The 14,138-nt window shown below is 35.1% G+C and carries 13 protein-coding genes and 1 other RNA gene; 8 read left to right on the top strand and 6 right to left on the bottom strand.

What is annotated here, in order from left to right; all coding sequences use genetic code 11:
• The first annotated feature begins 167 nt into the window (after positions 1–167).
• The 4 genes from ACIQ2D_RS18235 to ACIQ2D_RS18220 all read left to right on the top strand — a co-directional run bounded on the left by ACIQ2D_RS18235 (position 168) and on the right by ACIQ2D_RS18220 (position 4,502).
• Complete coding sequence (locus tag ACIQ2D_RS18235) at positions 168–1,283, top strand: competence protein CoiA family protein (protein ID WP_402866603.1); 1,116 nt, start codon at positions 168–170, stop codon at positions 1,281–1,283.
• Between the two features lie 337 nt (positions 1,284–1,620).
• Complete coding sequence (locus tag ACIQ2D_RS18230; RefSeq protein ID WP_402866600.1) at positions 1,621–1,806, top strand: helix-turn-helix domain-containing protein; 186 nt, start codon at positions 1,621–1,623, stop codon at positions 1,804–1,806.
• A gap of 68 nt (positions 1,807–1,874) precedes the next feature.
• A complete protein-coding gene (locus tag ACIQ2D_RS18225) occupies positions 1,875–3,053 on the top strand; it encodes a tyrosine-type recombinase/integrase (RefSeq protein ID WP_402866597.1) in 1,179 nt (392 codons plus the stop codon).
• Between the two features lie 285 nt (positions 3,054–3,338).
• Entirely contained in the window at positions 3,339–4,502 is a 1,164-nt protein-coding gene (locus ACIQ2D_RS18220; protein WP_402866594.1) for a site-specific integrase, read from the top strand.
• Between the two features lie 357 nt (positions 4,503–4,859).
• Here the strand turns inward: ACIQ2D_RS18220 and ACIQ2D_RS18215 are convergent, their stop codons facing one another.
• Positions 4,860–6,209 (bottom strand): hypothetical protein, encoded by a 1,350-nt coding sequence (locus ACIQ2D_RS18215; RefSeq protein ID WP_402866591.1) that lies wholly within the window; start codon positions 6,207–6,209, stop codon positions 4,860–4,862.
• Positions 6,202–6,738, bottom strand: a complete 537-nt coding sequence (locus ACIQ2D_RS18210; protein WP_402866588.1) for a hypothetical protein — start codon at positions 6,736–6,738, stop codon at positions 6,202–6,204. The genes ACIQ2D_RS18215 and ACIQ2D_RS18210 overlap by 8 nt, the downstream gene beginning before the upstream one ends.
• Positions 6,739–7,780: 1,042 nt before the next feature.
• Here ACIQ2D_RS18210 and ACIQ2D_RS18205 point away from each other — a divergent pair.
• On the top strand, positions 7,781–7,966 hold the full coding sequence (locus tag ACIQ2D_RS18205; RefSeq protein ID WP_402866586.1) for a helix-turn-helix transcriptional regulator: 186 nt from the start codon (positions 7,781–7,783) through the stop codon (positions 7,964–7,966).
• 54 nt (positions 7,967–8,020) lie between these two features.
• Positions 8,021–8,251, top strand: a complete 231-nt coding sequence (locus ACIQ2D_RS18200; RefSeq protein ID WP_402866583.1) for a hypothetical protein — start codon at positions 8,021–8,023, stop codon at positions 8,249–8,251.
• A gap of 444 nt (positions 8,252–8,695) precedes the next feature.
• On the opposite strand, the gene ACIQ2D_RS18195 is transcribed toward ACIQ2D_RS18200, so the two are convergent.
• The 3 genes from ACIQ2D_RS18195 to ssrA form a co-directional block, all read right to left on the bottom strand.
• Positions 8,696–8,965: a hypothetical protein gene (locus ACIQ2D_RS18195; protein ID WP_402866580.1), complete on the bottom strand. Its 270-nt coding sequence runs from the start codon at positions 8,963–8,965 to the stop codon at positions 8,696–8,698.
• Positions 8,966–9,071: 106 nt separating this feature from the next.
• Entirely contained in the window at positions 9,072–10,046 is a 975-nt protein-coding gene (locus ACIQ2D_RS18190; RefSeq protein ID WP_402866577.1) for a tyrosine-type recombinase/integrase, read from the bottom strand.
• Positions 10,047–10,210: 164 nt separating this feature from the next.
• Positions 10,211–10,566, bottom strand: a transfer-messenger RNA (tmRNA) gene (gene ssrA / locus ACIQ2D_RS18185).
• A gap of 626 nt (positions 10,567–11,192) precedes the next feature.
• Between ssrA and ACIQ2D_RS18180 the strand changes: the two genes are divergently transcribed.
• Both ACIQ2D_RS18180 and ACIQ2D_RS18175 read left to right on the top strand, forming a co-directional pair.
• Complete coding sequence (locus tag ACIQ2D_RS18180; RefSeq protein ID WP_402866574.1) at positions 11,193–11,663, top strand: MarR family winged helix-turn-helix transcriptional regulator; 471 nt, start codon at positions 11,193–11,195, stop codon at positions 11,661–11,663.
• On the top strand, positions 11,660–13,294 hold the full coding sequence (locus ACIQ2D_RS18175) for an MDR family MFS transporter (protein WP_402866572.1): 1,635 nt from the start codon (positions 11,660–11,662) through the stop codon (positions 13,292–13,294). The genes ACIQ2D_RS18180 and ACIQ2D_RS18175 overlap by 4 nt, the downstream gene beginning before the upstream one ends.
• Before the next feature lie 376 nt (positions 13,295–13,670).
• Here the strand turns inward: ACIQ2D_RS18175 and smpB are convergent, their stop codons facing one another.
• Complete coding sequence (smpB, locus tag ACIQ2D_RS18170) at positions 13,671–14,138, bottom strand: SsrA-binding protein SmpB (RefSeq protein ID WP_402866569.1); 468 nt, start codon at positions 14,136–14,138, stop codon at positions 13,671–13,673.

The following is a 14,138-nucleotide window of genomic DNA, read 5'->3' as shown; positions in this document are numbered from 1 at the left end:
CTTGTAATTAAAGGAAGTAAATATTGGATAGAATAATGCAAATTTAAAATATTTTGTATCAATCCCCTATATCTAGCATCCAACCAATTTCGAATGTGAAAATATTGAAACCTTCTAATGATTTTACTCGTATACCTGATAAATACCATTTTACAGGAGGTTCTATTATGAGAGAAGCTTGGCATACAAACGATGATAGACTATACATAATCCCACAAAATTTACCCGCAGCTGAAATCGACAATCATAAGCAAATTGCCAAAAAAGGGACGTTTATTTACCCATACTGCAAAGCGCAATTATATGTAAAAAGTGGGGAGATTTTAGGGAATTTCTTTTCACATTTACACGGGGAAAGTTGTGAAGCTTCTAAACAAAGCGAAGCACGCTATAGCAAGTATGAAAAGCAAAAGAAGAACGACACCCCACGACAACCACACATAGTAGCCCTAATAAACGACGAATTAAATGTATTAGCAAAAGTTTATCCACATGTAACAGTTACTCCAGGATATTTAAACTCCGATTTTTCAAAACACATCCCAGACATCACATTAAAAATCAATAATTATACGTACGCAATTACAGTTGTCACTAACATTACCGCATCTACAGATCAGGCTATTGCTAAATCCATTCAAAATCAAAAAAGTTATTATGCTTCATTAGGTTATGAACCACTATTTTTCATTGAGCGCAACCATTTGGGCATTGATATCGATGGACAATCACTTGTTCTATGGAAAGCAGAAATACAGGCGTTAACAGGTCAAAAAGCGGATATTCATTGGAAGAATTTTTTAAAACAATTAGGGGAATTAGAGGACATACAGGCGGTACTAAAGTTACCTAAAACAGACTTAAACGTGAAAAGTATAATGTATATTACGCCGGCCAATGAAACCATTTCTATTGAAGCTTTTCATGTTTTAGAACATCCAAATACTTTACCGCCGAAAGCACATTTCTTCGCGATGCCTTATAAATTAACGTTTGCTAAAGCATTTAAAATGAACGATGAAAATCTTAGCCTAGCGGACCTAGATATCGAAATTAATAATCAATCAAAATACGCTGAACATTTCTCACAGGCAAAAGAAGCTTTAAAACGCCAACTTGAAGAAGAGGCTCTTTTTGCTAAGTTAGCAGCGGAAGAAAAAAGAAAACAAGCTATCGAAAATAAGCAAGCTTATCTAGAAAGATATAGTCAAAGTAACTATGCAAACTCTGATAAGGAAAAAAAGCGCGAACAATTAATGAAGGCTTTCCTTTCAAATAATTAAATCCAAAATATATTTTTTCTTATTTAAATCAAAACATATATATAAAGCGAAAAGGGTTGTCCTAACGGATGACCCTTTTTGCTTTTTTATTGTTCATTACAAAACTATTTTCACAACATCCAAAAAGATACTTTAGACCTATAAGAATGCAATATTTCTAAAGATATAATGATTTGCGAATTTGAAACAATTCACTGGCATTTACATTCGAAAATCTTTTCAAAAAAAATTGATCAAAGCTATTCGAATATGAAAAAACGGCTGTTATTATATTTCCAGCTTTTAAACAACAAAGCTAGATATCAAGTCTTTTAGCAAGAGAAAGGAGGAAATTCAAATGCAACCACTTGATTTAGAAAATGAAAAATGGATGAATTTAAAAACCGCCGCTGAGTATTTAAATGTATCTCAGAAAACACTAATGACTTTTCGTGCAATGGGATTAGAGGTAGCAGAGATTGGTCGTATTCGCCGCGTATCAAAATCAGCATTAGATGAATTTATGAAACAAAATAGCTTTTAAATCTAGGAATTACTTCGCAAAACTAATCTCTTCAATGAAATAAAATTAAATCTAGGAGGATATATAACATGCAAAATATTTCAAAAAAGTACCCACAAATTAAATCATATCAATTAAAAGATGGAACAACAGTATTTCGTTTTACCGTATATCTTGGCGTTGATCCTTTAACAGGTAAAGAAAAAATCGTAACTCGAAGTAAATTTAAAACTGTAAAACAAGCAGAACTAGCAATTGAGAAACTAAAATTCGAATTTAGCAACGGACTAAACCCAGCAAATATGCTAAAAACATTTAACGACTCTTTTATAAAATGGGATGCATCATATAAAGCATCGGGGATTGTAATGAGTACATATTCGAAAACTGAAGGATATATTAAAAATCATATTCTTCCTTTCTTTGGAGATAAGAAACTATCGAAAATTACAGTCGCAATGTGTGAACAATTTGCTCTTGAACTTTCAAAAAAACTTAAATATTTTCATCACATCGTAAACTATGCTTCAGATGTAATGGAAACGGCAATTCGTCATGGGGATATTCATTCAAATCCGTTTAAATCAGCCAAAATCCCAAAAGAAACTGCCCATCAAAAAAGCGATAACTTTATTGATATTATAGATTTCAAAAAATTGCTTTCGGTTTTACCTAATTATGATTTAATGATTCAATGTTTACTACGCTTACTGATGTTTACTGGTCTTAGGAAGGGAGAATTGTTAGTTCTCACTTGGTCAGATGTAGATTTTGACAAGAAAAAACTCCTTGTTCATTCTGGCTATTCCTACTCAAAACATAATAATGGTAACAATGTTGGTTTAACAAAAGGAAAATTGATTCGTACTATCCTTCTAGATTCTAATACATTGGGACTATTAAAGACATGGAAACAATTGCAGGTTGAACGCTTAGATCAATTGGGCATCTCACGTAAGCCAGATACAGAACAGGTTATTTTTAATAACACAGTTAATAATTATCTAAAATTAAATTACCCAAATGATTATTTGAAAACTGCAATCGAGGAAGCAAATATTAAATCTATTACTGTCCATGGTTTACGTCACACACATATAACTCATCTCCGTGAAGCAGAAGCAGACTTTTTTGTTGTTCAAGAACGCGTAGGGCATTCTCAAACTAACAATACTACCGATAAACATTATACGCATGTTACTGATACACTACGAGAAAATACATTACAAAAATTATTAAATTACTATAAAAAGTTTGATATCGAATAAGATGAAACTATTTCTTATCTGTAAAAGAGGAAGTAAAAAATGAAACGTATTTAACGAACTATTCGCAAATAGTAATTAGAGGGATTCGGTGTCTCTCCCCACTGTATCACCATATCTCTAGTCGAATAAATATTTATATACGCAATAGAGCTACAAAACTCTATTGCGTTTTTTGTTGTCTTACAATGTCTTATTTGCTAAAGCATTGTCTATCACATAAACTTAAGCTGTAGTACTAGGTACTACAACCTCTTTGTCTCCGTAAGCACGAAACAGGAGGAACACATGGTTAATATTAAAAGTTACAAAGTAAAAACTGATGAACTCCGATATAAATTTCACATTTATATCGGCACAGATCCATTAACAGGCAAAGAAAAAACAACTACTCGCAGCGGCTTTAAAACAAAAAAAGAAGCTAAAGAGGCTTATTATGAGTTGCAACAAGAAATTAAAAACGGTACTTTCGGAAAAGTTTCTAAAGACACGTATCAAGAGGTCTATGAATTATGGTTAGAACAATATGAAAATACAGTAGAGGATAGCACACTACTTAAAACTAAACGTATTTTCAGCAATCACATTTTACCTGCCTTCGGATCATATCGAATTGCTAATATTGATGCAGCAATCTGTCAAAAGCACGTAAACCAATGGGCAAAAAAACTAAAGCGTTTCAACATGGTGAAAAACTATGCAGCTCTTGTTATGAAGTACGCTATGAAACATGGCATCATTGATAAAAACCCTTTTGAATTAGTTGAAATGCCTATCATCAAAACAAAAATTTCAATTGATGAAGACGATGAAGAGTTTGAAAATTTTTATTCTCGCGAGGAGCTTGTACAGTTCTTAACCCATTTAGAAGAAGATCCTAATATTAAAAAGCGTGCTGTTTTTCGTTTACTCGCCTTTTCAGGAATGCGTAAAGGTGAAGTATTTGCGTTGAAATGGAAGGATATCGACTTTGAAACTTTTGATGTTCGAATTACTAAAGCAGTGAAACGTGGCGAGAAAAGGCTTTATCTTGGACCAACAAAAAATGGTAAACCCCGAACAATTAAAATTGATGAAGAAACCATTGAGATTTTAAAATTATGGCGAAGCGAGCAAGAAAAGATTTTGACTGAGAAAGGGATTAACACTAAGAACAAGCAACAATTAGTGTTCTCTAATATTTACAACGTGCTGCATGACCCTATTAAAACTGTACAATGGCTTTCAGACTTCCTTGAAAAACACAGTTTGGAGCATATTACGACACATGGACTACGTCACACCCATTGCTCGTTGTTATTCGAAGCGGGTGCCTCGATTAAAGAGGTACAATATCGTTTAGGCCATAACGATGTGAAAACAACATTAGAAATTTATGCTCATGTTACGCGAAAAACGAAAGAAGGTACTATTAATAAATTTACAGCCTTTTTAAACAATGAATCCGAATAATTTCTAACAAAGGATTAACAAAGGTTAATAAGGTTTTTAATAAGGATTCACTCCCATTCAGTACAACTCAAAGGTATAAAAAAAGTGCCACAAACGTTGATTTAACAACGTTTATGACACTCAGTGAAATTCAGTGAATCTCATGGTATGGAGACGGCGGGAGTCGAACCCGCGTCCAAAGACTCCAATACTTTAGCTTCTACGCGTGTAGTTTGCCTATTCGCAATTCGCGAGTCCTTATGCCGACAATTACTCCCCCAAGGGATTAGAGCCCACCCCATACATGTATTTAAAACGATTTTCTCCACTAGGGAGTATTACATATTTACGAACTTGGTTCGGAGACCTAGTTTTATTTTAATCCTCAACCTTTGTTGGAATCAAGTCCCCATTGTTAAAGCCGTTAAGAGCAAAATTCTTTGCCATTTTATCTACATTTGAATTATGTATATTTTGTAACGATACTTTTACACCAGGTGGTAAATAGATGTCTTCTTGTTCTTCTTGTTCTTCTTGTTCTTCTTGTTCTTCTTCTTCGTGCTCTTCTTGTTCTTGTTCTTGTTCTTCTTCTTCGTGCTCTTCTTGTTCTTGTTCTTGTTCTTGTTCTTGTTCTTCTTCTTGTTCTTGTACTTCTTCTTGTTCTTGTTCTTCTTCTTGTTCTTCAAGAACATTACCTAATCTATCCCTAATTTCTTCAAATAAAGCCAATTCTTCTTGAATTTCTTCATCGGCTATTGCTTCTCTTCCTTCATTACCCTCGTCCTCTAATTCTGTATCATCATCTTCATTAAAGTTATATAGTCTATCTAATTTATTCGCATACATTTGATAAAATAACTGTGTTAATACATACGTTGCAGTAAAAATAACTGTAAAAGGACTATTTTGGCTTATTTCTTTTAAATTAAATTGTTTCTCATCATTTCCACTTTGCTTAATAAAATTTGTACATAAAATTTCAACGTTATTATTCTCTTCATTATAAAATCCTACTATTGGTCTTTTGTTTTTTATGAAATAATATTCAAATTGGCCTGTAACCTTTTTAGTTAGCTTAATATACTTAATATTTTCAGCTTTTGACAATTCTGAGTTTTTTAGTTTTTCATCAAACTCTTTTAATTCTTTTTGAGTACTGTACCTATTCTTATAGTCATTTGTTAACTTCGTAAATTCTTCTAAAACCAATTCTCTTAGCTTCTCTTGAATTTCAGCATCCGTAACTTTTTCGATAAGTTTATTCAAATGCTTTTTATACTTAGTAATTTTAATTGTCTCATTAGATTGCATAGCTTCTTCAATAAAAGTATACAGCAGATTTTTATCTAATTTCGCATTCTCTTTAATCCCATCTTTATTGAATTCAGTGAACATGCGAGAAAATGATTCAAATACATGATAAATTGAATCGATTTTTTGATTCGAATATAACGGAATAGGGATTCCTAAATGATATAGATTTTTCACACCAGTTGTAGTAGCAAGTTTATGGATTCCTACATATCTGTTGCTTTTATGGATACTAAATGATTTGACAAATACGAAGAAATTTTGAGGATTAGCACCCTTCTGTATTTTATTATTTATTTCAGTTAACAATTCTTGTTTATAATGAATCTCACTGATTCTATTTGCGAAATCCGTTACCCTCCAAGATTTCAAATACTCACCGTCATTTTGTTTTAATGTGAATTTAACCCTACTCATTTCTATTCCCCCGTTCTTCTAATTGCTGTAGTAACTTATTAGCTTCCTTTAAAGCGGTTGTAAGTTTTTTGTTGTTCTCTTCATACTTAATTCTCTTTTCTTTTTCATTCAGGAATTTTTCTTTATAATCTAGTTTTTCCACTTTATTTTGCTTTTTAATTATATCTTGTCTCTCATCACTTAGTTTAAAAGACCATAATGTAACAGCAATTCCCATTAATAATAGTGCATTAGTATTAATAGAATTTACGAAATTTTCCAACTGTTCATAGTATTTAAATCCACTTGCAAAAGCAACTAATATAATCATAAAAATACCTAAGCCAATATTAACGTTTTTAAATACTAATGAACCAATATTTATTTTCCCATAAAATATAGAACCTTGATTTAAACCAGTAAGTGTTAGAAAAAAGGCACCTATATTAAAAGCATTGAGTTGAAAATCATTAAATGTGTATAGATTTAAACCTAACAAAATAGCTAAAACAAATAATAATAATGGAGCGACTTTATCTCTGAAATTCATTTTTCTCCTCCTCCCCATTTTCAAAATTGATACGATAATACAAGATATTAGGAAAGAACTATCCATTAAATTATACGTAAATCAAAAGATAATTCAAATTAATAGTGCAAAATTTATGTCTATTTTTAATTTAACCAATACTTTCAAGTCGTATAGGTAATAACCGATAACAATAAGTAATTATGAAATCCTCCTAATTTTTTAGTCACACATTAGGGAAGGCACACCTAACAAATGCAGTTAAAAGCAAATTGACCACGCTATATAAGCTGTATATAAACTGTTCATATAAGCATGTAGAGGATTAAATAGGTACATCTAAAAGCACCTTAATCAGGGTAAAAGAAGGTTGGGTGCTAATTGATATTCTCGCCTTTTCCCTAGCTTATTTAGACGTTATACGAACGTCTTTGCTTACAGTTTATAATAATCACTCACTAGGCGCTAAGAGTGCTGTTTACCTTGCAAAAAGCTCTTTAAATCTCCCTCAAACGTATGTAGTAAGTTTATATCTAGATGCCTACTTCCTTGTAAGTTAAATTAGATGTACTAGGCAGGTATGGTTTTATCCTAAAGACATGATAGGGATATAGAGGGAACAATAGGGAACGAAAAGGAACAATATCAAGAAAATCCTTATAACCACTAATATGCTTTCAGCAGATGAACAGAGTAGATACTAACTACTCTTTTTTTGTTCTATTAGACCACATACCCAGTGCCGAATGATTGCCTTTTAGCAGTAAAAGAACGGGTAACGGTCATAAACTCCATATGAAATTTTTTCAAATTTTCCAAGGCGTACATCTAAAAGTTACTACCCCAATAAAGAGAGGTACCTACATTACTACAGTTGAAAACCCTACCTTCGCTTTCTCCCCCTGTCTAAAAGATTTTCTCCCCATGTACTCACAAAAACAAAGACTTTTATTGTTATTTATTGTTTTATGCTCTTTTACAATAGTTTGTTATTAAAAGAAGTACATTACTTATACTTTTAGTATAAGACAATTAAAAATATCAAATAGGAGGTTTTAAAAGTATGGAGACCGATTATTTAACAGTACGTTCGTTATCTAAGCTATTAGATGTAAGCGAGCAAACTATCTACAAATTAGCAAGTGACGGAGCTATACCTGGGCGTATAAAAATAGGTAAGTCTGTTCGCTTCAATAAAGAGATAGTCATAGCTTGGCTAGAAAATGGTGGGGCTAATAATGGAAATTAGTTGTTAACACTTTGCTAGTCGAAGGTACTATAAAAGTATTGGAGGATGTATTAATTGATAACTATCGAAGAAGCTACAAGAATCATAATGCGCTTTGATTTAGGTTTTACAGAAGGCTTTGTACTAAGGGCTATTCAAAATAGGAAACTAGAAAGTGCACCTAATCCTTATAGGGGCTCCCATTACTCTAAACATGGTTTTGGTGTCAGTATAGATTCCTTTAAGCAATTCTTACTCAGCTATGGTATTACAGAAATAAAAATTAAAGAGGTTCTACCAGTCTAAGGGGCTAATCCCTCCCTAACTGTGAATATATTGCCGCTCCTTATAACCATGCTAGGAGCGGTGTACATAGACTAATTTCAAATTAGCTTTACCCGTGGTTATTACTAGGAGAACACGTTAAAAACTAGCCCGTCTAACACGCGGTGATTCACCGGATAAAGGGTGTTACTCCTTTCCCAGATTAACCCGTCGTAGTAGCCTTTTGGCTAGGTGGCATAACAGAGTTATTTAGAATATACGTGGTAAAGCTACACCTGGGCACGTTGAATGTTATGAAGATACCTCAGAATTAGTATCGCCATCCCTTTTTTAAGGGATGGTCTGTTTCCTCGAATTAGTATCTGTAGTTAAAAAACTCAAATAAATCTTAAATAAAAAACGGGGCGAGGTACGAAGCCCCACCCGTAAGTGAGCGAAGCGAACTTCGGGGCAGTACTAAACTAATCATCTTGTAATTGCATCTAACAATGGACACATATCGTTTAAACAACTTGAAGCAAAAGTAATTCTGTTTCCACTAATATTAAAACTCGTAGACATTAATCGATTTTGTCCTCTTGATAAATGTCTTAAATTTGTTACTACTTGTGCTGGTACATCCACAGTTACATAAACCGTTGAAATAGCATGTTCATTTAATTCTTGAACAATATCAATTGGTGTAAACATTGGATATCTTGTAGTGACCCACTCATTGTAATTTGTAGTAGTCATTCGAACCCCTCCTTTCTGACTAAAATAATCAATCACGCTAACTAATCTGTGGTGTAATATAACTATAAGGTCAAATATAGTCAAAGTCAAACACTTGCTTTTACTTTTATAGATACTCCCTTAAATCACTAGCTACTTCTTCAACATCTAAATCTAAGTATTGTGTTGTTACCGCTAAATCACTGTGTCCTAGAGCTTTACTGATTAAGGCTATACTAGCCCCCTTATCATGTAAACCCTTCGCGTATGCCCTTCTTATAGCATGTGCATTGATATTCTCTAAACCAAATCGCTTTGAATACTTGTTTAATTGCTTAGATATAGCACAATTGGATGACTTACTTGTATTCATTGCTAAACCGTTTTGTGTGATAAAGACATTGTGATTATCTGTACCATAGTATGAACGGATTCCTTCATTGAGCTTTAGAAGCATTCTAAGTATTTCAGCTAGTTCATCATCTAGCGGGAGCTTTAGGAACTTGTGATTCTTCAATGTAGAACCATCAAGGTTCAAACAAAGGCACTCAAAGTCTATATGACGCTCTCTAAGCTCTCCTAACGTGCGAATACGAATACCAGTCTTATACATCAATTTAACGGCGGCGGCATCTCTAAAACCTATAAAGGTAGTTTGGTCAACGAGTTCTAAGAGCTTATCAATGTCACTCTCCTTAGCCCCCTTCTTTACTTCCTTGTCTATCTTGATATGGATATTGCTCCAAAAGCGGTCTTTAATCCATCCATTGTTATAGAACTTGCCTAGAACAGCTTTAATCGACTTTAAGCGGATTAGTTTTGTAGCGGGGGTAACCTCTAGAACACCTAAATAGTGATAGAGCTTATCGAGGTTAATATCCTCTACATACTCAATACAACAAATAGAAGCAAACTGTTCCACGATGTACGCATAGCTATCAATAGTACGTGGTCTATTTCCTGCTATTCGCATTTGCTGAAATACTGTATTAAGAGCCGCTTCTAGTGTTAATACATCTTGTCTTTCCTCGTTCTTCTTCGTAGGCATAACTACTACATCACCACTAACAGCAAATATGCCATGTTTACGTCCTTTAGACATACAAAAAACCTCCCAATACATAGTTTGAATTAGAAGGTCTAAGAGCCAAATTATCGTATAAATATGTAGGTATGAAAAAAGGGATATTCAACAAGAGTTCAACTCCCGTTCAATATCCCTAACTTCTAAAATCGTTGATATGACTACGTTTGTAGCCACTTTTTGTATGGAGACGGCGGGAGTCGAACCCGCGTCCAAAGACTCCAATACTTTAGCTTCTACGCGTGTAGTTTGCCTATTCGCAATTCACGTAGCATTATGCCGACAAACAGGCGTCCTGTACGCTAACCTGGAAATCTCTTGCCGGTGACTCAGGTGGCACCACCGACCGTATCCCACTAAAGTTGGGCCCTACGTTATGCACATGGGCGATGCATAGGCAGAGCGCTTACGAGCTTACGCTGCGAAAGCTAAGTTTTGTTGTTTGCCAGTTATTATATAACTTCCGTTGATGACGGAGCCGAGACCTCCGACGCGCGACCAAAGCTTGAACCATCCCTGTCGAATCCGTAACGTCCCCTTGATTATATGATACGAAGCATGTGCCTCGTCCAAACAAAGAGCTAGAATTTCTTCTAGTACGGTGGAAGTACGTAATTCACTTCCATGTAATCTGGCAATGACTATAACTTATTATAAAACAATAATGCTTTTTCTTCAAGTACACCGATCTTTCTAGACAATTAATTATTAACAAACTAATTGAACATCACAAAAAAAATTTCTTTAAAGAATCCTTTATCGAGTTAAAAAATAGCGAATTTACGATACGACTTATCTCTAAATAAGTGAACTAACCAGGGTTTATGATTAAAAAGACACTTATTTGCAGTTATGTTGTATGTCGTTTTGGATAATTTTCACTTCAGCACAACGTAACAACTATGTATGCAATTGATACGATACTTTCAAATTCATCCCAATAAATTTTACATTTTATATTGCCCTCCACTTCTCTTCTGTTTAGTAGCAGCAATTAACTCCATGTTTAATTTTTCTACCAAGATTTATTCGTGACCTTACATCGCTTTCAACACTTTATTAATTTCATTTAATTACCAAAACACTTTGACAAAAACAGGTAATAACGATTACACTTATAAAATATTATAGGGGGTGAACTATTTAGGGGATATAGTTCTATCCATGACAAAAAATGGGGTGAATAATGTACACATGAGCAACTTAACAGAGTTTGAAGAGCTGTACGTGGAGTTTCAGCGAAATGTTTCTGTAGAATGGCAAAAACGCTTAGATCGGCTTGTTTCTGGCTCTCAAGCTACGATATTACGAAGCCTAGCAGTAAATGGACCGCAAAATGCCTCTACATTGGCAGAGCGTTTACGAATTACACCAGGGGCAGTGACGAGCCTTTCGGATAAATTAATTTCTAGCGGTTATGCACATAGAAATAGAGATGCTAATGACCGGAGAGTCGTTCTTTTGGATATTACCGACCAAGGGCGCGAAGTTTTACATCAATTTAAAGAAGAGAATAAGAATGTCGTGAAGCAACTGTTTTCAGGTTTACCCGAAGAGGATATCGATCATTTGATACGGATTTATCAGCATGTATTGGCGAATAATTCTGCAGGGAGAGCGGTGGAGCGTGAATGACTCATTTATCAGATAAAAAGAAGTTAACGATTATGATCGCCATTATTACATCATTGTTTTTTGCTGCCATCAACCAAACGATTATTGGTATTGCCATGCCACGGATTATCGCTAAACTTGGAGGAATGGATTATTATTCATGGTGTATTACCATCTATCTACTTACTTCAACAGTAGCTTCGATATTAGTAGGAAAAATCTCCGATATTTATGGACGCAGACCCTTCCTGCTATTAGGAATTGGCGTATTTTCAATTGGTGCATTTTTATCTGGTTTTTCAACAGATATTTTCCAACTCATCTCCTTCCGTGCCATTCAAGGTGCGGGTGCAGGGATTATTATGTCTACTGTTTTCACTGCTGTTGGAGATCTATATGAACCACGCGAACGTGCCAAATGGTCAGGTGTACTAAGTGCCGTCTTTGGGATATCAAGCGTAGCTGGACCTTTACTAGGTGGCTATATTGTCGACCATTTAGATTGGCATTGGGTGTTCTGGATTTTCTTGCCGCTTGGCATTATTGCGTTTATTTTAATTTTACTTAATTTCCCTAAAGGTACAAAGCGTGAAGGAGAATCCATCGATTATTGGGGATCGCTTTTCCTTACTTCAACGATCGTTCCATTGCTTTTAGCTTTATCTTTAGCAGGCGACGGCCCCCACAAATATGCATGGGGTTCGTGGCAAATACTTGGACTGTTCGCAGTCACTATCGTTGCCTTACTTATCTTTATCTGGGTTCAAATGAGAGTAAAAAGCCCAGTGTTACCACTAGGTTTATTCAAAAATAGCATCTTCACCGTTTCCAATTTAGTTAGCTTCTTTTTAAATGCAGGGATGATGGGCGCTATCATTTATGTACCTTTCTTTGTACAGGGGGTTAAAGGAATTTCTCCTACCCTCGCTGGATATGTGGCAATGCCGATGTCCATTGCAATGTTAGTGACTTCTGCTCTTTCAGGACAATTCATCTCGAAAACAGGTAAGTATAAAAAAATGGGTATTGTTGGATTGACGGTCATGACGGTCGGCATAAGTTGTCTATATTCCATGACGCCTGAAACGCCAATTTATCTGCTCATTGTCTATTTGATTGTACTCGGTTTAGGTCTTGGGGCGGCAATGCCTGTCTTCACTTTAACTGTACAAAATGCAGTAGCCCCACATCAAATTGGGGTAGCAACAGCTTCATCTCAACTCTTCCGTAATCTTGGCGGCACGATTGGAATTGCCGTTATGGGAAGCATTATGAGTGCGAGTATTGCTAAAAAAATGACTGAATTAGCTGGGGCCAAGGGAGGAGATGCGATTCCTGTATCAACAGACCCTGTCTTAGGAGAAAAGCTTGCTATATTTAATAATCCGCAAAATCTTTTAGATCAACCTAAAATAGAAGCAACCTTAAAGAGCCTACCTCCAGAATCACAAGTCCTGTTTTCGAAAATGCTCGATACGGTTCAAGAGGCTTTAAGTTATGCAATCACCACTACCTTCTTGGTAGGTGCAATTATGGCTGCTATCGCTGTCCTACTCTCATGCTTTTTAAAAGAAATCCCGCTACGTTCTGGGAAAAACATGGGACAGAAGGTTGTCGACATGAAGCCAAAGATGACTATTAAACAGAAGTAAAGTAGTGAGAGTTGTTTTTCAGCGTTCACCTAGGGGATTTCAGTACTCACTGCTTTTTTTCAGTGTTCACCTTAGGGATTTCAGCACTCACTGCTTTTTTCAGCGGTCACCTTAGGGATTTCAGCACTCACTGCTTTTTTTCAGCGGTCACCAAGGCAATTTCAGCACTCCACTATCCTTTTTCAGCATTCACCTAGATTTTCAACACTCGTAACAACATATATGATGACAACCTGGAACAGGCCAACACAAATTGTGTTGGTCTGTTCTCTTTTCTGTTGTTTGTATGGATCCTCTTGCTTTACCGGGGTTATTCAAACAACTAAAAAAACTCACCACACATGGTGAGTTTTTCTATTATTATATTGAGTACATCTTAGATTTGATTTTTCGCTTTAAATACACGTTCCATTTCACGTTTTGCTTCTTTTTTACGCATATCATTACGTTTATCGTAATCTTTTTTACCCTTACCTACGCCAATTAGCAGCTTGGCATAGCCATCTTTAATGTACATTTTCAATGGTACGATTGTATAACCATCACGTTTTACAGCGCCCACTAGTTCGCCGATTTGTTTTTTATGCAGCAGTAGTTTACGTTGACGTAGTGGATCATGGTTGAAACGATTTCCTTGTTCGAATGGGCTGACATGCATATTACTAATCCACGCTTCACCATTACTAATTCGGACGTATGAATCCTTTAACTGTACCTTACCTGTACGAATCGACTTGATTTCAGTACCTGTTAAGACCATACCCGCTTCAATCGTTTCTTCAATAAAGTAGTCATGTCCAGCTTTTTTATTTTGTGCTAATACTCTTCCTGCGCCTTTTGCCAT

This window comes from Lysinibacillus sp. NPDC097287 (assembly GCF_044761695.1).
In the GTDB taxonomy this organism is placed as follows: domain Bacteria; phylum Bacillota; class Bacilli; order Bacillales_A; family Planococcaceae; genus Lysinibacillus.
Note: the sequence above shows the minus strand (reverse complement) of the source record. Positions and strands in the feature narration are given on the sequence as shown.

What these genes read in the sequence shown, in the direction of transcription:
- ACIQ2D_RS18225 (WP_402866597.1), top strand. Translation starts at nt 1,875, where the DNA reads ATGCAAAATATTTCAAAAAAGTACCCACAAATTAAATCATATCAATTA.
- ACIQ2D_RS18205 (WP_402866586.1), top strand. Translation starts at nt 7,781, where the DNA reads ATGGAGACCGATTATTTAACAGTACGTTCGTTATCTAAGCTATTAGAT.
- ACIQ2D_RS18190 (WP_402866577.1), bottom strand. Translation starts at nt 10,046, where the DNA reads ATGTCTAAAGGACGTAAACATGGCATATTTGCTGTTAGTGGTGATGTA.
- ACIQ2D_RS18235 (WP_402866603.1), top strand. Translation starts at nt 168, where the DNA reads ATGAGAGAAGCTTGGCATACAAACGATGATAGACTATACATAATCCCA.
- ACIQ2D_RS18230 (WP_402866600.1), top strand. Translation starts at nt 1,621, where the DNA reads ATGCAACCACTTGATTTAGAAAATGAAAAATGGATGAATTTAAAAACC.
- ACIQ2D_RS18220 (WP_402866594.1), top strand. Translation starts at nt 3,339, where the DNA reads ATGGTTAATATTAAAAGTTACAAAGTAAAAACTGATGAACTCCGATAT.
- ACIQ2D_RS18210 (WP_402866588.1), bottom strand. Translation starts at nt 6,738, where the DNA reads ATGAATTTCAGAGATAAAGTCGCTCCATTATTATTATTTGTTTTAGCT.
- ACIQ2D_RS18175 (WP_402866572.1), top strand. Translation starts at nt 11,660, where the DNA reads ATGACTCATTTATCAGATAAAAAGAAGTTAACGATTATGATCGCCATT.
- ACIQ2D_RS18195 (WP_402866580.1), bottom strand. Translation starts at nt 8,965, where the DNA reads ATGACTACTACAAATTACAATGAGTGGGTCACTACAAGATATCCAATG.
- ACIQ2D_RS18215 (WP_402866591.1), bottom strand. Translation starts at nt 6,209, where the DNA reads ATGAGTAGGGTTAAATTCACATTAAAACAAAATGACGGTGAGTATTTG.
- smpB (WP_402866569.1), bottom strand. Translation starts at nt 14,138, where the DNA reads ATGGCAAAAGGCGCAGGAAGAGTATTAGCACAAAATAAAAAAGCTGGA.
- ACIQ2D_RS18180 (WP_402866574.1), top strand. Translation starts at nt 11,193, where the DNA reads ATGACAAAAAATGGGGTGAATAATGTACACATGAGCAACTTAACAGAG.